This window comes from Exiguobacterium sp. s59 (assembly GCF_018617475.1).
Classification (GTDB): domain Bacteria; phylum Bacillota; class Bacilli; order Exiguobacteriales; family Exiguobacteriaceae; genus Exiguobacterium; species Exiguobacterium aestuarii.
Genome location: NZ_JACSKG010000005.1, coordinates 306,929 through 329,945 on the forward strand (window position 1 = coordinate 306,929; position 23,017 = coordinate 329,945).

Sequence of the window (23,017 nt, forward strand, 5' to 3'; positions counted from 1 at the left end):
CTCCTACCGGTTTGTAGGAGCAAGGAGCAAACAATTGTTTTACTCACGTCATAATATACTATCAAACTTCCTTGGTTTTTACAACACGTTTCCGTAAATCAACTTATACGTTGAATCGGAATGTGACAACGTCGCCATCTTGGAAAACATATTCTTTACCTTCCGAACGAAGTTTCCCTTGTTCTTTCACCGTCGCCATGTTGCCAGCTGCAGAAAGATCTTCATACGCCACGACTTCGGCACGAATGAAGCCACGTTCGAAGTCAGAGTGAATGACACCGGCACATTGTGGTGCTTTCATTCCTTGTTTGAACGTCCAAGCGCGAACTTCTTTCTCACCTGCCGTGAAGTACGTCGCAAGACCAAGTGTCGAATACGCCGCACGAATCAATTGATCGAGCCCTGACTCTTCAATACCGAGATCTTGTAAGAATTCGAGACGTTCTTCCGGTTCGAGCTCTGAAATTTCTTCTTCGATACGCGCACAGATGACGATGACTTTCGCACCTTCTGTTGCCGCATGGTCACGAACTGCTTGAACGTATTCATTTGAGTCCGCGTCTGCCACTTCGTCTTCACTCACGTTCGCCACATAGAGCATTGGCTTCATCGTCAACAATTGGAAGTGTTTCACGATTGCTAACTGGTCATCCGTGAGTTCTGCGACACGGGCAGGACGTTCTGCTTCTAAGACAGCTTGCACGATTTCGAGTGCCTCAAGTTCTTGCGCGGCACCTTTATCTTTTGATTTGACCATTTTTTGAACACGTGTGATACGTTTTTCAACTAACTCTAGGTCAGCTAAAATCAATTCAAGGTTGATCGTCGTGATGTCGTCAATCGGTGAGACGCGTCCCGCGACGTGCGTGATGTTCTCATCTTCAAAACAACGAACGACTTGGCAAATCGCATCGACTTCGCGAATGTTCGCCAAGAATTTGTTTCCGAGCCCTTCACCTTTTGATGCTCCTTTAACGATTCCAGCGATATCTGTAAATTCGAACGCTGTCGGCACCGTCTTTTTCGGTTTGACGAGTTCCGTCAAACGATCAAGGCGCGCATCTGGTACTTCTACGACTCCGACGTTCGGGTCGATTGTCGCGAACGGATAGTTAGCCGCTTCGACTCCTGCTTGTGTAATCGCATTAAACAAAGTCGATTTCCCGACGTTTGGTAATCCAACAATTCCTGCTGTTAATCCCACTAGTAGTTCCTCCTCATCCGGTGTTTCCCGGGAAATGTTAAACCGTCTGTGGAGTGGGTACCTTCAGTACACCACACCGTCACATCCTTCACAATTATAGTTAGTCCACGATTAAACCGCAACTCACGTTCATAACCTAAAGAAAAACGCCGCTTATTCTGCGGCGTTCCCTTGCTCAAGCACTTTCTTGAATCTCTTATCAAAGTCTCGGCGTTGCATGAGTACACTTGCTCCGCAGCCTTGACACTTGATGCGAATGTCCATCCCTACACGTGTGATTTGCCAGCGATTCGTCTTGCAGGCATGTGGCTTTTTCATTTCCACAACATCGTTCAACGCATAAGTTTTACTGTGCATTTTCTGCTTCTCCTCCTTTAGGAGTTGGGTTCGGCGGTAACATGACCGTCCGTGGGTACGGAATTTCAATGCCTCGTTGGTCGAATCCTGCCTTCAATTCTTTATGCAAAATCCGTCCAGCTGCGAAGTGTTGAGTCGGTGGTACTTCTGCCATCAAGCGATAGACGACTTCTGAGGCTCCAAGTGATTGTACACCGGCGAGTGTGATCGGTTCGATGAAGAGGTCGTGATATTTCGCCTCAACTTCTTTTGCGATCTCTTTAATCGCCGACTCGACACGCTCCATATCCTCTTCATAGGCAACACCGACATCGACAACCGCGACGCTATTTTCAAGCGAGTAGTTCGTCACTTGCATGATCTGCCCGTTCGGAATGATAGAAACTTGTCCGTTCAACCCTTTTAGTTTCGTCGTTCGAATGCCGACCTCGATGACGACTCCTTCGACCTGTTGATTCAAACTGACATAATCCCCATTTTTATATTGGTTTTCAAAGATGATGAATGCGCCCGTAATGACGTCCTTCACCAAACTTTGTGCACCAAATGAAATCGCAAGACCTGCGACCCCGGCCGATGCGATCAAACCGGCGATATTTACGCCGAACTGTCCGAGCACCGTCAGGACCATGATCAACCCAATCACGTAACGAATCGTGTTTTGTGCGAGTTTTAATAATGTTTCATTTTGACGTTGAGCGACAATGTCATGCTCTTTTATTTTCCGAAGCGTAAACACGCGTTCGACCATCGTCGTCAAGATTCTTGTCGCAATGTATAAACCAAGAATGATGAGCGCTACCCCAGCGAGCTTAATCCCCAAGCCAATCCACATGTCTGTATCTTTAAAGTACTCCACGAATTGGTTCACGCTATCCATCGTTTCGTCTGCCACCGTGCTTAAATCTTTTTCTGTATTTTGCGAAGCCATCTTTTCACCTCAAAGTCGTAGATTCTAAATCATCAAAACATATTTCACGACTTTTCTCAAACGCCGCATTCGGAAGTTTAGAAGTTTTCCACTTTTGGGAATGGGTTAATACGAGATCAATCCCCTAACTGCAACTAGGAATAGGCAGCTCAGAAGAGAGGATGAGATTCATGCCGTTTCGCCTAAAACCTCATAAACCATACTCTTTCTTCATTGAACACACTGAGCGGAGTGGATCCAGATTACTTGCGGACCAGCTTCATGAACAGTTGGTCAATGAAACCCATCGCCCCATCGTCCTTGTTTGCATCGGTTCAGATCGTTCGACCGGTGATTCACTTGGTCCACTCGTCGGAACGTTTTTAGAAGAACGTCGCATTCGTAATTTACACGTATACGGTACATTGACGAAACCCGTACACGCACTAAATTTAGTAGAAACGTTACATGAGATTCAAACGCGCTTCCACCAACCACTCATCATCGCCATCGATGCCTGCCTCGGACGACTGTCGAGTGTCGGCTACATTTTCTTCTCCGAAGGACCTCTTGCCCCAGGTGCAGGTGTCCAAAAAGAACTCCCTGCAGTCGGCGCTTATAATATCAAAGCCGTCGTGAATGTCAGTGGGTTCATGGAAATGATGATTCTACAAAACACACGTCTCCATCTCGTATACGAACTCGCACGCTTCATCACGGAAGGTTTTGTCGATTTTGATTCACGCATTGGACGTCTTCATCAGGAAGAAGCCGCGATTACAAGGCTTCGTCAGTCACGGGACGAGTCAAAGTCTTGAGGAGACAACAGCGTAAGTAGTTGTTCTAAATCGTCTTGTGAAAAGTACTTTAATTCTAAGACCCCGCCCTTTCGGCGAGGACGAATCGACACATCCATTTGAAGACGCTCTGCAAGCACCGCTTCGACCGCTTCGATATCTGCGTTCGATTGCTTCAGCGTCTTTTTTGCTGTGCGCTCTTTTTGTAAGTAACGTTCGAGCCGACGTACCGTCCAGTGCTCAGCAATCACCCGTTTTGCAATCTGTTCCATCGCCTGTTCCGATTTCATGCCTGTAATCGCCCGTGCATGACCCATCGTCAAATCCCCGACCATGACCGCGTGCTGGACCGCGCTCGGTAAACGAAGCAAGCGCAAGCTGTTCGTCACATGACTTCTGCTTTTTCCGACCCGATCTGCCAGTTGCTGTTGCGTCAGTCCGAGCGTCTGCATCAATTGCTCGTAGGCGACTGCTTCTTCGATGGCGTTCAAGTCGGCCCGCTGAATGTTTTCAATCAATGCCAACTCCATGACGCGATCCGAGTCCGCCGTGACGACTAAAGCGGGAATATCTTCTTTACCGGCGAGTTTTGCCGCTTGGAATCGTCTTTCACCGGCGATGATCTCATAGTACCCGGTCGCTTTTCGAACAACGATCGGCTGCAACACACCATACCGTTCAATCGACTGACGCAATTCTTCTAGCTTTTCCACCTCAAATTGTTTACGTGGTTGGTTCGGGTTTGGGCGAATGAATTTTAAAGCTAATCGTTCCATCTACAAACCTCCTTCATCGTATGAAAAAGCACGGACTCATTTTTGAGGCCGCGCTTTCGGGATGCGAATTCGAATTTCAACAAATTCCTCTTCGTCTACTTCTTCAGTTTGGACATCAATCCCTGTTTTCCCAATCAAATCGATCGAGTCACGAATCGTATTGATGGCGATTCGTGTATCACGCGCAAAACTTTTCGTTCGACGACGTTGCTTTTTCGGCTTCCGTTTTTCTTCTTCGATTGGTGTTGTCAAAAAGGCGACTCGTTCCTCAGTCTCTTTGACGTTGTAATCTTGTTCCAACACTTCCACGAGCACTTGGAGCTGTAACCCCTCTTCTTTTAATGGCAAGAGTGCACGGGCGTGTCGCTCGTTGATGCGACGATCGCGAAGCGACTGCTTCACGTCCTCAGGCAACTTCAACAGTCGCAACTTGTTCGCAATTGTAGACTGGCTCTTCCCTAAACTCTTCGCTAACGCATCTTGCGTCAATCCGTTCAAGGCGAGCAACCGGTCATACGCCTCCGCCTCTTCAATCGGACTCAACTGCTCACGTTGTAAGTTTTCAATCAATGCGAGCGCAGCCGTCGTATCATCATCCATATCGCGAACAATTGCCGGAATCGCCGACCAGCCAAGCGATTTCACGGCTCGGAAACGGCGCTCCCCTGCGATGATTTCATAGCAGTCCCCGTCTGCCTTTCGAACCACGATCGGTTGAAGCAGTCCATGTTCCGAAATCGTCGTTGCTAACTCTTCAATTTTTGCCGGTTCGAATACTTTACGCGGTTGATATCGGTTCGGACGCAATCGTGACAACGAGAGCTCCTGCACCGTGTCGTCCGCTCGAACTTCCGCAATCTGCGTCACGGCAACTTCATCTTTTCGATTCACACCGAACAATTTCGCAAATCTATTCTTCAACGTCGGGCACCCCTTTTATGTAAAAAAATAAGCAGACTCCACCACTGGAATCTGCTTTTGTTTCACGTGAAACGACATCATCAGATAAGTGGCTCTTTCGCCGGCGTCCCCGCTTTACGCGGATATTTCCCGGGCGTTTTTCGTAGTTTATCTACAACTACGATATTACGCTCACTCATCTCTCCTGGCAATAGGAACTGGTGTGTCGCTTTTTCTTTCCCACCTAGAACAGCCAACGCATTTTTAGCGTCTTTCATCTCATCAGAAACTTTAGCCGCCTTAAGCGCGACAAAGCTTCCACCCACTTTCGTGAGCGGCAGGCAATACTCAGCCAACACTGTCATGCGGGCAACGGCTCGCGCTGTAACGACATCAAACTGTTCGCGGAATTTTTTATTTTTCCCAAACTCTTCGGCACGACCATGATGGAAAGCGACACCTTCAAGTCCGAGGGCAAGAGCCAACTCATTCAAGAACGTGATGCGCTTATTCAATGAATCAATGATCGTGACATGTAAGTGAGGGAATAAAATCTTAAGGGGAAGACTCGGGAATCCAGCTCCCGCCCCTACATCACATACCGTTTCGACTTGCGTGAAGTCGAAGTGAAACGCTGCGCTGAGCGAATCGTAAAAGTGTTTCAAATACACTTCTTCCTGGTCCGTGATGGCCGTCAAATTCATTTTTTCATTCCATTCAACGAGCATCTCGAAGTAGCGCTTGAACTGAGCGAGTTGTGTCTCGTTCAGTTCAAATCCTTTAGCCCGTAACGCTTCAATAAATTGAGATTCGTTCATCGTTTCACTCCACCGTCGCATATTGTCCTTGTTCGATATAGACGAGCAAGATTGACACGTCTGCAGGGTTTACGCCCGAGATCCGTGACGCTTGTCCGATCGAAAGTGGACGAACTTGTTTTAATTTTTGTTTCGCTTCTGTCGCAAGACCGCCGATTGCATCGTAATCCAAGTTTTCTGGGATTCGTTTTGCTTCCATGCGACGCATTTTCTCGACTTGTTCGAGTTGTTTTGAGATATAGCCTTCGTACTTCACTTGAATCTCAACTTGCTCTTTTACTTCGAACGACAGCTCGTCCATGGATGGGACGACCGTCATGAGCGCCTCATACGTCACTTCTGGACGTTTCAACAAGATGTTGGCATGCGTCGCTTCTTTCAACGGATGTGCACCGACCGATTCAAGCATCGCGTTCACTTCAGGTGTCGGTTTGACGACAAGTGAGGCGAGTCGCTTTACTTCTTTTTCAATCGCTTCACGCTTCTCATTGAGATGTGCATGGCGTTCCTCTGAAAGTAAGCCGATCTCGTGTCCGATGTCACTGAGGCGTAAGTCCGCGTTGTCGTGACGTAACAAGAGGCGATACTCGGCACGTGATGTGAGGAGACGATATGGTTCGTTCGTTCCTTTCGTCACCAGATCATCGATCAAGACACCGATATATGCTTGGGAACGATCAAGGATGACAGGATCTTTACCGAGCACTTTGCATGCAGCGTTGATCCCTGCCATGATTCCTTGTCCTGCCGCTTCTTCGTAGCCACTCGTTCCGTTGATTTGTCCCGCTGTAAAGAGTCCAGGGACTGCTTTTGTTTCGAGAGTCGGCCAAAGTTGCGTCGGTACGACCGCATCGTACTCAATCGCATAACCTGGACGCATCATTTCTGAATTTTCAAGACCCGGGATCGTCCGAAGCATCTGATGTTGAACGTCTTCTGGCATACTCGTCGAGAAACCTTGAACGTATACTTCTTCCGTATCGCGACCTTCTGGTTCTAAGAAGATTTGGTGACGTGGTTTGTCATTGAAACGGACGACTTTATCTTCAATCGATGGACAGTAACGTGGTCCTGTTCCTTTGATTGCACCCGAATACATCGGTGAACGGTGTAAGTTCTCATCAATCAATTGATGCGTACGTTCACTCGTATACGTAAGCCAGCATGGGATTTGTTCAATTGGATTCAAGTCAGTCGACGTGTACGAGAAGAATGATGGGTTTTCATCTCCCGGCTGAATCTCTGTCTTCGAGTAATCAATCGTTTTCCCATCGATTCGTGGTGGCGTCCCTGTTTTGAATCGAACCAAATCGAGGCCGAGTTCTTCTAAATGTTTTGAAAGCTCGACTGATGGCATTTGGTTGTTTGGACCACTTTCGTATGCCAATTCACCGATGATAATTTGACCACGCATGAACGTTCCTGTCGTGACGATGACTGCTTTCGCGCGATATTCTGAACCTGTGTTCGTTACCACGCCACGCACTTCTCCGTCTTCGATGAGCAATCGTTCAACAAGTGCCTGACGGAGCAATAGATTCGGCTCGTCTTCTAGCACTTTCTTCATATGATTTTGATATTGGAATTTGTCCGCCTGTGCACGTAGCGCACGTACCGCTGGACCTTTCGACGTGTTGAGCATCTTCATTTGGATGTACGTCGCATCAATCGCACGACCCATCTCTCCGCCGAGTGCGTCGATTTCACGTACGACAATCCCTTTCGCCGGTCCGCCGATTGACGGGTTGCAATACATGAACCCGACCATATCAGGGTTCATTGTCAGCATCGCTGTTTTGGCACCCATCCGAGCCGATGCGAGTGCCGCTTCAATCCCTGCGTGTCCGGCCCCGATGACGATTACGTCATATTCGCCTGCCGTATAAGCCATATTTGTTCCTCCTTATTATTTCCCAAGACAAAACTGTGAAAAGAGCTGATCAATCAAGCTCTCTTGTACGGTATCTCCATTGATTTCACCGAGCGTATCCCATGCCCGACGTAAATCGATTTGGACCATATCGATTGGCATATTCATGACAGCACTACCGAGCGCCTCATCAATTTGACCAATCGTTCGTTTGATCAACTGAATGTGTCGAGCGTTTGAGATATATGTCATATCTTGTGACTCGACGCCTTTTGCAAAGAAGAGGTTCGCGATTGCCGCTTCAAGCGCATCGATTCCCTCATCTAGTAAGAGCGACGTCGCCACGATCGGACGTCCTGCCGCTAGTTTCTCTAGCTTAGAAGAATCCATGTTTTGTGGCAAGTCTGTCTTGTTGATGATGATGATCGCATTCATCCCTTTGACCGCCTCAAACAACGCCTCATCTTCGACCGTCAATCCTTCATGCCCGTTCAAGACGAGAAGGACCAAGTCCGCCGCTTCCAACGCCTTCCTTGATTTTTCTACACCGATGCGTTCAACGATATCTTCCGTCTCACGAATACCGGCAGTGTCCACCAATTTGAGTGGGACTCCTTTCACGTTGACATATTCTTCAATCGTGTCACGTGTCGTTCCGGCAATTTCAGTGACAATCGCTTTCGTCTCCTGCACGAGCGTATTCATGAGCGAGGACTTCCCGACGTTCGGTCGTCCGATAATCGCCGTAGCCAAGCCTTCACGCAAGATTTTCCCTTGTCGCGCCGTTTCGAGCAACTCCTCGAGGATACGTTTGACTTCGCCCGCTTTCTCTTCGACGATCGCTTGCGTCATCTCTTCCGCGTCATACTCTGGATAATCAATATTGACCTCAACTGCCGCAATCGTCTCGAGCAATTGTTGACGGAGTTCGCGGACGAGTCGTGACAGCCGACCTTCCATTTGAGACATCGCGACGTTCATCGCCCGATCGGTTTTCGCCCGAATCAAGTCCATGACCGCCTCTGCTTGTGACAAATCGATTCGACCGTTTAAAAAGGCGCGTTTCGTGAACTCGCCCGGTTCTGCCAAGCGGATGTCGGGTTGGTCGAGAATGAGTTCAAGGACACGATTGACCGCAACGACGCCTCCGTGACAATTGATTTCGACGACATCTTCTCGTGTAAACGTCTTCGGCGCCCGCATGATACTGACCATGACTTCATCGACGACTTCGCCCGTGTCAGGACGCTTTAACGTACCGTAATGAATTGTATGTGAATCGACCGTTGTTAAGTCTTTTCCAGAAAACACATTGTTCACCGTTTCGACCGCCAAATCGCCTGATAATCGGACGATGCCAATGGCACCTTCACCCATCGGCGTCGAAATCGCTGTAATCGTGTCAAACTCTAGCATCTTTCTCCCTCCAAACCTAAACCATCTTCTTCTATCATATGCATAACGAACCTACTATACACGATATTCGACTTGAACGAAAGAGTTCACCCGTCGATGAAGTCATTGCAGTTCCTATCATTATTTTCGTACAATAAAGGAATATATTGACAGAGAAGAGAGGATATACACATGAAGCAACTAGAAGCGATTCAAATCATCACGGAACGATTAGAACGGGATGAAGCGGTTCAAGCGATTTTTATGAAAGGCTCATTCGGTCGTGGAGAAGCCGATGAGCATTCAGATATCGACCTTTACGTGATGGTGCACGCAGATCAGGAAGAATTGTTTTTATCGAGACGACTTGATCATCTCCGTGCATATCGGCCAATTCTGTTAAAAGACGATATTTACATCGTCGCCCCACAACTCATCGCTGTATTCGATGATTTTCTTCACCTCGACTTATTCACTGTCACAAAAGAGACGTTGAATCATCAAGACTCGATCCATATCCTCTATGATCCGCACCAGCTCCTCACTGCGCATGAAAGTTCATTACAGATTGAGGAAGAGTCGACAAGTGATCATGCCTTCGACACCGTTTGGTTCTTTTTCCAATATACGAAATCACGAAGTCGTGGCAATGACATCTGGGCAACCGAGATGCTGCGACAAGGGATGGTTCATTTCGCGTACGTATTGGCCGCGCACCATACGCCCGATCGAGCCTCACTTGGTTTAAAAGACGTATCACAACGAAACGAAATCGACTTACGCTTCTTTTATGAACAATTGACCCCAATGAATCATGAAAACGCCGCTCGAGTCTATATCGAGCGACTCAAAGAAGAACAACCTTTCTTCCAATCATTATCAGGCTACAACGTGTTCGGACCGTTTATGGAACAGTTGCTTCAACGAGAAACAAACCGCCCTTAAAAAGGACGGTTTGTTTTTTAGTAACGTGCTTGTCGTTTCGTCGAACGAATCGTGAAGTAGAGGAATAGTTCTAGAATTGCAATGGCGATGAGGATTCCACCGAACAGTTGGAATAAGACAAGTAGGCTACTGAACGGATTCGTGAGCATAAGAATCCCGACGCCAATCCATAATATACTTCCAATTAAAAACCAGAGCCATCGTCCTGCCATCGATTGGCGGTAACCGAGTGCCTGAATGAGGCGAATGATTCCTCCAAATAAGAACAGTGCTCCGATTAAAATCGGGAGAAGACTAGCTAGCGTCTCAGCGAAGAAAAAGACGACCGCTGCCAAAATCAAATAGATGAGACCCATAAAGAAAGCCGGTGGTAACCCACCCTGTCGTCTACGAACCCCTTGAAACATCATCCATACGCCCATGATTGCCAAGTATCCCGCAATCACGTACACCATGACGTCAAAGAAAAATCGAGGGTACAGTAGAATAAGAACACCGAGCACAAAGTAAATGATTGCTTGCCATAACGTCGAACGTTCTACACGATGAATAAATCCCTCCATGTTTCTACACCTCCATTTACCCGTTTCTTTCATTATTCCCGTCTCCTCGACATACAATCCTATAAAAAAAGCTGAGTGTCAGATGACACCCAGCTTAACGATTATTTACGTTTTTTCTTTTTGTTTTTCTTCTCTTCTTCAGCAAGTGCTGCACGCTCTGCTTCTTTCGCAGCAATTTTTGCTTCTGCTGCTACCTTCATCTTCTCACGCATCGGGAGCATGATTGCCATCGTGACGATGATCGAGATGATATAACCGACTACCCAGTACAATGAAAGGGCGGCTGGAAGGTTGATCGACATGATGAAGATCATGACCGGGAAGATATAGAGCATCATCTTCAATTGTGGGTTTTGTTCTTGACCCGCCATTGAGATTTTCTGTTGAACGAACGTCAAGATTGCCGCTAAAATCGGCAAGATAAACGTCGGGTCCGGAGCTCCAAGGTCGAACCATAAGAAGTCCGCTTCGAAAATCTCAGGTGTACGACGAATCGCATCATAGAATGCGAAGAGAATCGGCATTTGAATCAAGATTGGCAAACACCCTGCGAGCGGGTTGATTTGGTATTCTTGATAAAGTTTCATCATCTCTTCTTGGAGTTTACGCTGTGTTTCTTGGTCTTTTGAGCTGTACTTCTCACGAAGCTTCAACATTTCCGGTTGCAAGACTTGCATGGCACCCATACTCTTCGTCTGTTTGATCATGAGCGGGAGAATCAATAAACGAACGATAATCGTTGCGATAATGATTGAAATCCCATATTGCCAAGGGCCACCGACTAAATAAGCAACTTCCTTCAAAAGCCATGCGAGCGGCCATACAAAGTACTTCGCCCAGAAACCTTCTGTGTCAGCCGTAATTGGTTCGGCTTGGATGGTAGACGGATCCACACAGCCTGCCATCAGCATAATGACCGCAGTCATGGCAGCGAGTAATCCTAATTTTAGCTTTTTGCTCATAGTTCCTCCTACGCTTTCTTTATCAATTCTTTTTTAACGCACACGTCGATCGGGCAATCTTATAAGACTCTAATTATATGAGAGAACAAATTCAGATTGTCATGGTCACCGGCCTTGCTTTTGCCAAACTTTTGACCGTTTGAATACGTGTTTCAAACTCTCGGTCACTTCCGACTGCGTCAGTGCAGTCGCAGGCTTCCGAGCGATGATGACATAATCATTCGGCGCAACGTTCGGTTCGAGCAAGCGAAGCGACTCACGCATCAATCGTTTCATGCGGTTTCGTTCCACAGCATTTCCAAGCTTTTTGCTGACAGAAAGACCCACTCTGAAATGCGCTTGATCCGCTTTGAGCGTGTAGACGACAAACTGACGATTGGCCACGGAGCGTCCTTCGCGAAACACCGCTTGGAACTCTTCATTCTTTTGCAGGCGGTATTCTTTTTTCAAAATTCTCACTCCATCCTTCGCTTCAAAAATCGTCAACTAACATCATATCATATCCACATCATTTGAACGAGGGAGAATCCATGAAATGCTACGTTTCTGTGACAAACTAAAAAATTGCCCGAGGAAAGGATCCCCGGGCAATTTTAACTCGAAATTATACAGTCAAGGCTTTACGGCCTTTACGACGACGAGCAGCAAGAATGTTGCGACCGTTTTTAGTCGCCATGCGTGCACGGAATCCGTGGACTTTCTTACGCTTACGGTTGTTAGGGTTGAAAGTTGGTTTCATGGTTACAGCACCTCCTCAAGATTAACGCTCTATTAGCAAGTTATAGTTTCATTTAAGGCAGTCTTTAAGATTATATAAATCGAATCAACAATTGTCAATGTATTTTCGAACGGTTTTCGAATCAGATAGATTACGTGATCGAGAGGCATCATTTGGGATGGTTCAACTTTGTCTAGAACGGCTTATATGAATCCAGATTGATACGAAACCTTTACGTATTTCTTAAACGGTCTTTATAAATAGCGATGTTGAGCCATTTTATCCACATATTCACGAAGTTATCCACATTTATATGTGAATAACTCTTCTTTTTTCACATCCGAATTCTTCATTTTTTCATTTTCTTCTTTTACAAAAACTTTTCTTCCCTTCACTTCCTCCTCTTTTGTGTATAACTTTTTCACTCTCTTATCTCTCATAATGTCTTTATCCACAACATATCCACAGGTTATCCACAAAACACACAGCATGTGGATAAGTGGGTGTGGATACTTTTCTTTATCTGTGGATAAATACCAAAAAGCATTGCCACGTCTATTTTATTTTGCTAAACTGAATGTGCACAAACTTGTGGATGAACAATTCGTGATTCCAAGATATACACAGGCTGTGGATAAGTGTTATCCCCATAATGAACACCATGTGGATAACTTTATCCACAGTTTTTATTCTCTGGGGATAACCCTAGTTTCTACTATAAAATAGTGTATGTGTATATCGTGTGAATAAGTTTTACCAAACATGTGAGTAAAGGAGGTCTTTCATTGAAGAATGCTCGCGAGATTTGGAGAAACGTCTTATCTGTAATTGAAGAAGAGGAACGAACTCCAAAAGCTAGTTTTGACATGTGGTTGAAATCAACCGAAGGGATATCATTGATGGGAACGACACTCGTTGTGTCCGCACCTGCCAGTTTTATCGTTACATGGTTAGAGCGACAGTACTTGTCACTTTTACAAGATACGGTCGAAGAAATTACGAACAACAAGCTCGAAATTCATTTTATTGAAGAATCTCAAGCACACAAGTATGCTCCAGCTGATGGATCGTCACACGAATCCATTGCCGTGACGGAAACAAGAGAACAGCCCTTACCATTACCTTCAAAAGAGGAAGGGGATCTCGGACAGCTGAATGACAAATACATCTTTGAGACGTTTGTCATCGGATCGGGGAACCGATTTGCCCACGCCGCATCACTAGCTGTCGCTGAAGCGCCGGCACGTGCATATAACCCACTATTCATTTATGGGGGAGTCGGACTCGGCAAAACGCATTTGATGCATGCAATCGGTCATTATGTAAAAGCTCAAAAACCAGGAGCGCGCATTGCATATGTCTCGTCTGAAAAATTTACGAATGAATTCATTAACTCAATTCGAGACAACAAAACTGGGGAATTCCGCAATCGCTATCGGAATATCGATGTATTGCTCATTGATGACATTCAGTTCTTAGCCGGGAAAGAACAAACGCAGGAAGAGTTTTTCCACACGTTCAATGCGCTACACAATGATCAGAAACAAATCGTCATTTCAAGTGATCGACCACCTAAAGAAATCCCGACGTTAGAAGATCGTCTGCGTTCACGTTTCGAGTGGGGGCTCATTACGGACATCACACCACCTGACCTTGAAACTCGGATTGCGATTCTCCGTAAAAAGGCGACTGCTGAAGGTCTCGATATTTCAAACGAGGTCATGCTTTATATCGCTAATCAAATCGATACGAACATCCGTGAGCTAGAAGGGGCATTGACACGCGTTGTCGCTTACGCAAAACTAGTTGGGCGACCAATCGACCCAGACGTAGCAGCAGAAGCGCTTCATAATATCATGCCAGTCCAAGAAGCGAAGAAGATTGTCATTCGTGACATTCAAGAAGTTGTCGGTCAACATTTCAACATTCAAGTAGAAGAATTGAACTCGAAGAAACGCACAAAAACGTTAGCATTCCCACGTCAAATCGCAATGTACCTGTCTCGAGAAATGACAGAGAGTTCATTGCCGAAAATTGGGGAAGAGTTCGGAGGGCGTGATCATACGACTGTTATTCATGCGCATGAGAAAATTAGTACGCTTCTGAAAAATGATGTGGAAATGCAAGAGACGATTCAAACGCTGAAAAAGGCGCTTTCAAACTAATAACGGATTCTCTGTGGATATCCTGTGGATAAACCACCTTAGTTATCCACAAGTTATTCACAGGCTAAATGGCTTTGTACGTATGCTTAAGGGGACTTATCCCCAGTATCCACAGCCCTTATTACTATTATGACTTAATTAATACTATTATTATCATTAGTAAAATGACTCATTTCACCTTAGGAGGAATTATCCACATGCATTTAACGATTCAACGAGATGTATTCATGCAAGCCGTACAAGACGTATCAAAAGCTGTGGCTTCACGAACGACTATTCCAATTTTGACAGGGTTAAAGCTTGAAGCACATGCAGATGGTTTAACACTGACAGGAAGTGATACCGAAATTTCGATTGAACGTTTGATCCCAATCGAAGAAGGTGGAATCGAACTCATTCAGATTCAACGCGCTGGGAGTGTCGTGTTAAACGCACGCTTCTTAGGAGAAATCGTGAAAAAGTTGCCGACGAACGAAGTTACACTCGAAGTGTCACCGAACTTTATGACACGAATTGAGTCTGGCCAAGCAGAATTCCACTTAAACGGTCTCGACCCGGACGAATATCCTCGTCTCCCAGAACTTGCGAGTGACCGTCGTTTCTATCTACCAGCTGATCTCTTGAAGACGATCATCCGTCAGACAAGCTTCGCTGTTTCATCGCAAGAAACGCGCCCAGTTCTAACGGGAGTCAACTTCTCTGCTGAGAAAGGCTTCCTCACATGTGTGGCAACAGACAGCCACCGCTTGGCACTTCGTCGTGCCCGCTTTGAGACAGATAACGACTTAACGTTCCAAAACGTCGTCGTCCCAGGTCGTTCACTCAACGAATTGGCTAAATTACTCGACCGTGAAGAGTTGCCGATTGAAATCGTACTGACGGATCAGCAGATTTTGTTCCGAATGAAAAATATCTCCTTCTTCTCTCGTTTGTTAGATGGTGCGTACCCAGACACGTCACGTCTCATTCCGGAAGAATATCGTACAGCGGTCCGCATGAATGCAAAAGAATTCTTGCAAGCCATCGACCGTGCGTCACTCTTGGCACGTGCCGATCGAAACAACGTCATTAAATTTGTGGCGGAAGATACAACAGCAGTAGAAGTATCTTCACATTCACCTGAAGTCGGTAAAGTGTCTGAGCGTGTCAGCATTTTATCGCTTGAAGGGGAAGAATTGAAAATCTCCTTCAACTCTAAATTTGTAATGGATGCGCTTCGTGCGCTCGATGCATCTGAAATCGAAATCCAATTCACGGGTTCGATGCGACCGTTCATTTTACGACCGGTTGAACAAGATAGCGTTCTTCAACTGATTTTGCCAGTCCGCACATCGTAAGCAGCGGATAGGGATGATGAGGTGTCTGACCTTGTCATCCCTTTTTTGCCTTATTCGACGATTTTCGATAAACTAATATGTATGGCGATTTTTTCAGATCAGCATGTGAGAAAGGAAGTGACGACATGGAAAAAGTGTCGATTACAACCGAGTATGTGACACTCGGACAATTTTTAAAATTAGCAGATATCATCTCAAGTGGGGGACAAGCAAAGTTCTTTTTAGAAGATGTCATGATCAAAGTGAACGGTGAACAGGATCAACGCCGTGGCCGTAAATTGAGAGATGGAGATACGATCGAAGTCGAAGGCTTCGGTGAATATCAAATCGAGGGAAACTGACGTGCATTTAAAGTCGATCCGATTGCAAAATTATCGCAACTACGAAACCCTCGAGCTAGATTTCTCAGAACAGACGAATGTTCTAATTGGTGAGAATGCCCAAGGAAAAACGAATCTTCTCGAATCGATTTACGTACTTGCGCTCGCAAAATCGCATCGGACGACACAAGACCGAGAATTGATCGGTTGGGAAGCTGATGCCGCAAGTATCGAAGGACGGATTCATAAGCGTACCGGCGAATCGGTGCAGAGTCTCTCATTTTCTCCTAAAGGAAAAAAAGCAAAGCTCAATCATTTAGAACAACGTCGTCTCAGTGACTATGTCGGCGCATTTAACGTCGTCTTGTTCGCCCCTGAAGACTTAGCCATCGTCAAAGGCAGTCCACAAGGGAGACGGCGATTTTTAGATATGGAAATCGGTCAGGTCAGTCCCGTGTACTTACACGAGCTCAATCAATATTTGAAAACGTTAAAACAACGAAACGCCTTATTAAAGCAGTTATCCACAAAGGGTGGGGATGAGACGTTACTTGAAGTGTTGACGGACCAATTGATTGAACTCGCCGTGAAAATTGTGATGAGGCGCTATCATTTCATTGATCAACTCGAAAAATGGGCCAATCCGATTCATTCAGGGATTACACGAGAGTTAGAAACACTGACGATTCAATACGTTTCTGACACGTTCCAAAAAGAACGTTTCTCAAAAGAACAGATGTTTGAAACGTATCGTCAAAAGTTTGATAAAATAAGAGAGAACGAACGACGAAGAGGTGTGACCTTATTTGGTCCGCACCGTGACGATTTTGAATTGTACGTAAACGATCGAAACGTTCAAACGTTCGGTTCACAAGGTCAGCAACGAACGGCTGCCTTGTCATTGAAGCTAGCTGAAATTGAATTGATTCATGAAGAAGTGGGCGAATATCCTCTTTTGTTATTAGACGATGTGTTATCTGAACTTGACGATCATCGCCAAACCCATCTACTCGATACGATGGGACGAAAAGTACAAACGATTTTGACGACAACAAATATTGATGGAATCGCACACGAAACCATTCAACAAGCCAAAGTGTTTCACGTGAAACAAGGCGAAGTCGAAACAGAATCCGTGTAATCGTGGTAAGAAGGAACACCAAATCATGTATAGTAGGTGAAAATAACCGATGAGTAATGAAAACGAAAAAGAATTGCAAGCGTACGGCGCCGATCAGATTCAAGTTCTTGAAGGCTTAGAGGCTGTCCGTAAACGTCCAGGTATGTATATCGGTTCCACAAGCTCTCGCGGTCTCCACCATTTGGTATGGGAGATTGTCGATAACTCGATTGATGAGGCGCTTGCGGGTTATTGTGACACGATCACAGTAACGGTCGAGCCAGGAAACTCAATCGTTGTCGAAGATAACGGACGCGGGATTCCAGTCGATGTCCAAAAGAAAACAGGTCGACCTGCCGTTGAAGTTATTTTCACGGTATTGCACGCTGGCGGTAAATTCGGCGGCGGTGGATACAAAGTTTCAGGTGGTCTACACGGTGTAGGGGCGTCGGTTGTTAACGCACTATCGACGAAACTTGAAGTGTTCGTTCGTCGCGACGGAAACGTGTACTATCAATCGTTCAAACGTGGCGTTCCGCAAGGCGAACTCGAAATCGTCGGGACGACAGATACGACAGGAACGACTGTCCGCTTCTTCCCGGACGGCGATATCTTCCAAGAAACGCTCGAGTATGACTTCGATTTGTTGGCAACACGTCTTCGTGAGCTTGCCTTCTTAAACAAAGGGCTACGGATTGTCGCAAAAGATGATCGTAGCGATGAGACGATTGAACGCAATTATCACTACGAAGGTGGAATCAAGTCCTACGTAGAGCATTTGAACCGTTCAAAAGCATCGATTCATGAAGAGCCTGTGTATGTACATGGTACAAAAGACGGGATTGAAGTAGAGATTGCCCTTCAGTACAACGAAGGTTTCGCAAGTAACATCTACTCATTCACGAACAACATCCCGACACATGAAGGTGGAACGCACGAGACTGGATTTAAAACAGCGCTCACACGTTCAATCAATGATTATGCGAAGCGGTTCGGATTGATGAAAGAGGCCGACGGCAGTCTTTCAGGAGATGATGTCCGTGAAGGATTGACGGCGATTGTCTCCGTCAAACACCCGTCTCCTCAATTTGAAGGACAGACGAAGACGAAACTGGGAAATGCCGATGCTCGTACGGCGACAGATACGTTATTCAGTGACACGTTCGAACAATTCTTGCTCGAGAACCCATCAGTCGGTCGTCTTATTGTCGACAAAGGATTGATGGCAGCACGCGCACGTCTTGCAGCGAAACGCGCACGTGAGATGACACGTCGTAAAGGTATTCTCGAAGTCAGTTCATTACCAGGGAAATTGGCTGACTGTTCGTCGAAAGACGCTTCGAAATCTGAACTATACATCGTTGAGGGTGACTCAGCGGGTGGTTCGGCGAAATCTGGTCGTGATCGTCACTTCCAAGCAATCTTGCCGATTCGAGGAAAAATCATCAACGTCGAGAAAGCACGTCTTGATAAGATTTTGGCTAACCAAGAAGTTCGGACGATCATCACGGCTCTCGGAACAGGGATTGCAGATGAGTTCGATTTATCAAAAGCGCGTTACCATAAACTGATCATCATGACCGATGCCGATGTCGACGGAGCGCACATTCGTACGCTGTTGTTGACGTTCTTCTATCGCTATATGCGTCCACTTGTGGAAAGTGGATACGTCTATATCGCTCAACCACCGCTCTATGGTGTGAAGCACGGTAAAGAAACGATCTATGTTCAAAACGAGCGAGAGTTGCAAGCGACACTCGCACAACTTCCTGAAAATGCACGTTATAGCGTTCAACGTTACAAGGGTCTTGGAGAGATGGATCCTGAACAGTTATGGAATACGACGATGAACCCAGAAACGCGTTCGATGCTTCGCGTCGATCTTCAAGATGCGATTGAGGCAGATGAGATTTTTGAAACGCTCATGGGTGACAACGTCGAACCACGCCGTGACTTTATTCAATCTCACGCCCATTACGTGAAGAACCTCGATATTTAATAAGAAGGGTAGGCAATAACGAATGGCAGAACAAGAAAATATCAAGGATATAAATATTAGCCAAGAGATGCGAACGTCGTTCATGGACTATGCGATGAGCGTCATCGTATCACGTGCCCTTCCGGACGTGCGAGATGGTTTGAAGCCGGTTCACCGTCGTATTTTGTATGCGATGAACGAGCTCGGGATTCGCGCGGACAAGCCACATAAGAAGTCGGCGCGTGTCGTCGGGGACGTTATCGGTAAGTACCATCCACACGGTGACTCAGCCGTTTACGAAACAATGGTTCGTATGGCTCAAGACTTCAGTTATCGTTATGAATTAGTCGACGGTCACGGGAACTTCGGTTCAGTCGATGGCGACTCGGCCGCTGCGATGCGTTATACCGAGGCACGTATGTCTAAAATTGCAATGGAACTCGTACGAGACATCGGCAAAAACACAATCGATTACCAACCGAACTTCGATGGTGAAGAAAAAGAGCCGGTCGTTCTTCCGGCTCGCTTCCCGAACTTCCTTGTCAATGGGACGAGCGGGATTGCAGTCGGGATGGCAACGAACGTGCCTCCACATAACTTGAATGAAGTCATCGATGGAGTGTTGGCTCTTTCTCATAACCCGGACATCACCATCGCCGAATTGATGCAGCACATCCCAGGTCCTGACTTCCCGACAGCGGGAGAGATTTTGGGACGTAGTGGAATTCGTCGTGCGTATGAGACTGGACGTGGATCGATTACGATGCGTGCGAAAGCCGAAATCGAAACGTTGAAAAACGGCCGTGAACGAATCCTCGTTCATGAAATCCCATATCAAGTCAACAAGGCACGTCTCGTTGAGAAAATTGCGGATTTGGTACGTGATAAAAAAATCGAAGGAATCACAGACTTACGTGATGAATCCGATCGTAACGGAATGCGTGTCGTTATCGAAGTTCGTCGAGATGCGAATGCGAGTGTGATTTTAAACAACTTGTATAAGCAAACACCGATGCAGACGACGTTCGGAGTGAACATGCTTGCCCTTGTAGGCGGTCGCCCGAAAACGTTGAACATCAAACAAGCAATCTATTACTACATCGAACACCAAAAAGAAGTCGTCCGTCGTCGTACGCAATTCGATTTGGATAAAGCGGAAGCACGTGCCCACATCTTAGAGGGACTTCGTGTCGCCCTCGATCACTTGGATGAAGTTATCGCTATCATCCGTAGTACACGTACTGGTGACGAGGCGCGTGAGAAGTTGATTGCCCGCTTCGGACTTTCTACTGAGCAAACGCAAGCGATTTTAGATATGCGTCTTCAACGATTGACTGGTTTGGAACGCGAAAAAATCGAAGGCGAGTATCGCGAAGTGAAAGCATTGATTGAGGAACTCCGTGCGATTCTTGGTGATGAGGAATTACTCCTTGATATCATTCGTAACGAGTTGCTTGAAATCAAAGAGCGATATGGTGATGCACGTCGTACCGTGATTCGTACGGATATCATTGAACTTGAGGATGAGGATTTGATCCCAGTTCGCGACATGATGATCACGCTTACGAGTGAAGGATACATTAAATCAATTCCATCCGATTCATATCGCGCACAGCGTCGTGGTGGACGTGGAAAACAAGGGATGGGGACGAACGATGAAGACTTCGTACTTCGTTTGCTGTCCGCGTCAACACATGACACGATTCTCTTCTTTACGAACTTTGGACGTGTCTTCCGCCTCAAAGGATACGAAATTCCTGAGATGAGTCGTACCGCAAAAGGAATGCCAATCATCAACTTGCTTCAAATTGATAAAGGTGAAAAAGTCGAAACGATGATTCCTGTCGATTTCAACAGTTACCTGGCAAACCAAACGGTAGCAGAAGATGCGCAGAACGAATCGGAAGAAGAAGTGGCAGACGAACAATTGTCTCTCGTCTTCATTACGAAAGAAGGTTTGATTAAGCGTTCGCCACTCTCGGCATACGCCCGAATCAACAAAAATGGTCTTCGTGCCATCAGCTTGAATGAAACAGATGAGCTCGTTACCGTCCGCTTGGCGAAGAGCGATGATGAAATGTTGATTGTCACACGCCAAGGAATGTCAATCCGTTTCCCTCTCGAAGGAGAAGTTCGATCGATGGGACGTACGGCACGTGGTGTGCGCGCGATTCGTTTGAAGAAAGACGATGATTTGGTCGTCTCAATGGAAATCGTTCGTACGACGCAAGACGTCTTGATCATCACGGAAAAAGGATTTGGAAAACGTACAGCCATGGAGCAGTTCCGTACACAAGGTCGTGGTGGTTCCGGAATCATCGGAATTAAAACAGATCGCGGAACGGTCGTGGGAATGCGTGTCGTTGATGAAGATGATGACATCATGTTGATGACTGAACATGGCGTTGCCATTCGTATCGATTCGCAAACCATCTCTCAGATGGGCCGTAGCACACGTGGTGTGAAAGTGATGAACATTGAAGATGGCGATCGTTTAGCGACAATCGCAAAATTGAAAAAAGATGAGTTAGAAGAGGAATCAGCAGTCGATTTGGAGAATGGGTTTGAGGATGAAGCACCTGAAACCGACGAATCGTCTGATGTGAATGAGTAAGACGAAAGGTCGAACGGTGTTTCCGTTCGACCTTTTTCATATATAGGAGGGATTCGCGTGCGTTTGAACTTATCCGCTGTACATGTTGGCATGACGTTATTGTCACCCGTTTCTTCCTTAGAGGCAGGAATTCATTTAACAAATGAACATTTGCGTTTACTCCGTTTCTTAAAGATTGAAGCCATTGATGTCGCACCAGTTGAACAAACAATCTTTACTTCTATAGAGGAAAGGCGTCTTTGTGAACAGGTTCTTCAATATGAGAAACATTATAATCAGTGGGAAGAGCGAATCGCCCCGAACCCATATGAAGGTCTAGAGTTCGTTCATCAACTATTTCGTCAAGAACTGCCGCTTTCGGCAGTCGTACATTTTTTTACGCATCAACCATTGCGAAAAAACCATGTCATCTACCATGCGATCTATCGAGCACTCGTTGCTCGCACATTATCAAAGTACCGAGGCGATGAACATCAACTTCAATTTGATTATGGAATTGCTTCTTATTTTGCAGATGCGAGTTACGCTAAAATTAGAAAATGGTCTCATATGCGTTATTTCACGAAAATGGAACGCGAACTACTATACCAACATCCACTCGTCTCAGCTGCCATGCTTCCGAGTAATCAAACATTACGGGGACGTGTCTATCAATTGATCACCGAGCATCACGAACGTTTAGATGGGTCTGGGTTCCCAAACCGTCTAACCGAGCGTGAGTTGAATCCCGCGTCGCCTTTATTTATTGTCGCGGACCGTTTTTGTCAGTTAACGGCACCCCGAACGTTTCGGAAACCACTTTCACCAGAAGAGGCGTACTTCTATATGTGGCAAAACAAAGCCTATGATGAAGAAGCTTTGACGCTTCTCGCTACATTGCTCGGGTTTTATGAAATCGGTCGACCCGTTTTATTAAGTAGTGGAGTGCGGGGGAAAATTCACGCCTACACGAATCGTATTGAGCGACCTGTCATTATAGAAGATACAGACAGGATAGAATATGATTTATCACGGTTGGCCGAAGTAAAAATTATATCGTTTCAATAAGAGATAACTGGCGATTCCTTGCATCGAAAATAATAGGAATCGTCTTTATTTATTCTTTTTTAAAAAACTTTATTTTTATAGTTGACGGATATAAAGTCAGGTGCTATTATAAATGAGTCGCTAAGAGCGGCAGACGAACTTTGAAAACTGAACGATGAGGCAAAAATAAGTTTTACAATTTTTGAATGAAGCGCAAGCTTCGTCAATTTAAGAGCTATATC

At 46.0% G+C, this 23,017-nt stretch carries 22 protein-coding genes; 9 read left to right on the forward strand and 13 right to left on the reverse strand.

Annotation, left to right across the window (positions count from 1 at the left end; genetic code table 11):
* Window positions 1-103 precede the first annotated feature (103 nt).
* From ychF to KNO91_RS12015, 3 genes are all read right to left on the reverse strand, one after another.
* The gene (gene ychF, locus KNO91_RS12005; protein WP_214818161.1) at window positions 104-1,204 is read right to left on the reverse strand and encodes a redox-regulated ATPase YchF; all 1,101 of its coding nucleotides are present in this window, start codon (window positions 1,202-1,204) and stop codon (window positions 104-106) included.
* Window positions 1,205-1,357: 153 nt separating this feature from the next.
* Window positions 1,358-1,561, reverse strand: a complete 204-nt coding sequence (locus tag KNO91_RS12010; protein WP_214696523.1) for a DUF951 domain-containing protein — start codon at window positions 1,559-1,561, stop codon at window positions 1,358-1,360.
* A complete protein-coding gene (locus KNO91_RS12015; RefSeq protein WP_214818163.1) occupies window positions 1,551-2,492 on the reverse strand; it encodes a mechanosensitive ion channel family protein in 942 nt (313 codons plus the stop codon). The genes KNO91_RS12010 and KNO91_RS12015 overlap by 11 nt, the downstream gene beginning before the upstream one ends.
* Window positions 2,493-2,662: 170 nt before the next feature.
* On the opposite strand from KNO91_RS12015, the gene yyaC reads away from it, so the two are divergent.
* Entirely contained in the window at window positions 2,663-3,289 is a 627-nt protein-coding gene (gene yyaC / locus KNO91_RS12020) for a spore protease YyaC (protein ID WP_214795779.1), read from the forward strand.
* On the opposite strand, the gene KNO91_RS12025 is transcribed toward yyaC, so the two are convergent.
* The 5 genes from KNO91_RS12025 to mnmE form a co-directional block, all read right to left on the reverse strand.
* Window positions 3,262-4,044, reverse strand: a complete 783-nt coding sequence (locus KNO91_RS12025) for a ParB/RepB/Spo0J family partition protein (protein WP_074034048.1) — start codon at window positions 4,042-4,044, stop codon at window positions 3,262-3,264. The genes yyaC and KNO91_RS12025 overlap by 28 nt on opposite strands.
* A 36-nt stretch (window positions 4,045-4,080) precedes the next feature.
* Window positions 4,081-4,965, reverse strand: a complete 885-nt coding sequence (gene noc, locus KNO91_RS12030; RefSeq protein WP_074034050.1) for a nucleoid occlusion protein — start codon at window positions 4,963-4,965, stop codon at window positions 4,081-4,083.
* An 80-nt stretch (window positions 4,966-5,045) separates the two neighbouring features.
* Window positions 5,046-5,762 carry a 16S rRNA (guanine(527)-N(7))-methyltransferase RsmG gene (gene rsmG, locus KNO91_RS12035; protein ID WP_214795777.1) on the reverse strand — a complete coding sequence of 239 codons (717 nt, stop codon included), beginning with the start codon at window positions 5,760-5,762 and terminating at the stop codon, window positions 5,046-5,048.
* Between the two features lie 4 nt (window positions 5,763-5,766).
* The gene (gene mnmG / locus KNO91_RS12040) at window positions 5,767-7,653 is read right to left on the reverse strand and encodes a tRNA uridine-5-carboxymethylaminomethyl(34) synthesis enzyme MnmG (RefSeq protein WP_214818165.1); all 1,887 of its coding nucleotides are present in this window, start codon (window positions 7,651-7,653) and stop codon (window positions 5,767-5,769) included.
* Between the two features lie 15 nt (window positions 7,654-7,668).
* Entirely contained in the window at window positions 7,669-9,048 is a 1,380-nt protein-coding gene (gene mnmE, locus KNO91_RS12045; RefSeq protein ID WP_214789931.1) for a tRNA uridine-5-carboxymethylaminomethyl(34) synthesis GTPase MnmE, read from the reverse strand.
* 171 nt (window positions 9,049-9,219) lie between these two features.
* Here mnmE and KNO91_RS12050 point away from each other — a divergent pair, with 171 nt between their 5' ends.
* Window positions 9,220-9,972, forward strand: a complete 753-nt coding sequence (locus KNO91_RS12050) for a nucleotidyltransferase domain-containing protein (protein ID WP_214818167.1) — start codon at window positions 9,220-9,222, stop codon at window positions 9,970-9,972.
* A gap of 17 nt (window positions 9,973-9,989) precedes the next feature.
* On the opposite strand, the gene KNO91_RS12055 is transcribed toward KNO91_RS12050, so the two are convergent.
* The 5 genes from KNO91_RS12055 to KNO91_RS12075 form a co-directional block, all read right to left on the reverse strand.
* Entirely contained in the window at window positions 9,990-10,535 is a 546-nt protein-coding gene (locus tag KNO91_RS12055; protein WP_214818168.1) for an HdeD family acid-resistance protein, read from the reverse strand.
* A 101-nt stretch (window positions 10,536-10,636) separates the two neighbouring features.
* Window positions 10,637-11,497: a membrane protein insertase YidC gene (gene yidC / locus KNO91_RS12060; protein WP_214696490.1), complete on the reverse strand. Its 861-nt coding sequence runs from the start codon at window positions 11,495-11,497 to the stop codon at window positions 10,637-10,639.
* Window positions 11,498-11,602: 105 nt separating this feature from the next.
* Window positions 11,603-11,947, reverse strand: a complete 345-nt coding sequence (gene rnpA / locus KNO91_RS12065; RefSeq protein ID WP_214700767.1) for a ribonuclease P protein component — start codon at window positions 11,945-11,947, stop codon at window positions 11,603-11,605.
* Window positions 11,948-12,101: 154 nt separating this feature from the next.
* Window positions 12,102-12,236, reverse strand: a complete 135-nt coding sequence (gene rpmH, locus KNO91_RS12070; RefSeq protein ID WP_015880216.1) for a 50S ribosomal protein L34 — start codon at window positions 12,234-12,236, stop codon at window positions 12,102-12,104.
* A gap of 278 nt (window positions 12,237-12,514) precedes the next feature.
* The gene (locus KNO91_RS12075; RefSeq protein ID WP_214818170.1) at window positions 12,515-12,694 is read right to left on the reverse strand and encodes a hypothetical protein; all 180 of its coding nucleotides are present in this window, start codon (window positions 12,692-12,694) and stop codon (window positions 12,515-12,517) included.
* A gap of 306 nt (window positions 12,695-13,000) precedes the next feature.
* Between KNO91_RS12075 and dnaA the strand changes: the two genes are divergently transcribed.
* From dnaA to KNO91_RS12110, 7 genes are all read left to right on the forward strand, one after another.
* Window positions 13,001-14,380, forward strand: coding sequence for a chromosomal replication initiator protein DnaA (dnaA, locus tag KNO91_RS12080; RefSeq protein WP_214789923.1), 1,380 nt, complete (start codon window positions 13,001-13,003; stop codon window positions 14,378-14,380).
* 197 nt (window positions 14,381-14,577) lie between these two features.
* Window positions 14,578-15,717 (forward strand): DNA polymerase III subunit beta, encoded by a 1,140-nt coding sequence (gene dnaN, locus KNO91_RS12085; protein WP_026824743.1) that lies wholly within the window; start codon window positions 14,578-14,580, stop codon window positions 15,715-15,717.
* A 125-nt stretch (window positions 15,718-15,842) separates the two neighbouring features.
* Entirely contained in the window at window positions 15,843-16,058 is a 216-nt protein-coding gene (yaaA, locus tag KNO91_RS12090) for a S4 domain-containing protein YaaA (RefSeq protein WP_015880213.1), read from the forward strand.
* Between the two features lies 1 nt (window position 16,059).
* Entirely contained in the window at window positions 16,060-17,178 is a 1,119-nt protein-coding gene (gene recF, locus KNO91_RS12095) for a DNA replication/repair protein RecF (protein ID WP_074034078.1), read from the forward strand.
* Between the two features lie 49 nt (window positions 17,179-17,227).
* Window positions 17,228-19,156: a DNA topoisomerase (ATP-hydrolyzing) subunit B gene (gene gyrB / locus KNO91_RS12100; RefSeq protein ID WP_214789921.1), complete on the forward strand. Its 1,929-nt coding sequence runs from the start codon at window positions 17,228-17,230 to the stop codon at window positions 19,154-19,156.
* A 22-nt stretch (window positions 19,157-19,178) separates the two neighbouring features.
* On the forward strand, window positions 19,179-21,749 hold the full coding sequence (gene gyrA / locus KNO91_RS12105; RefSeq protein ID WP_214795769.1) for a DNA gyrase subunit A: 2,571 nt from the start codon (window positions 19,179-19,181) through the stop codon (window positions 21,747-21,749).
* A gap of 57 nt (window positions 21,750-21,806) precedes the next feature.
* Window positions 21,807-22,796 carry an HD-GYP domain-containing protein gene (locus tag KNO91_RS12110; protein ID WP_214795767.1) on the forward strand — a complete coding sequence of 330 codons (990 nt, stop codon included), beginning with the start codon at window positions 21,807-21,809 and terminating at the stop codon, window positions 22,794-22,796.
* The last annotated feature ends 221 nt before the right edge of the window (window positions 22,797-23,017 follow it).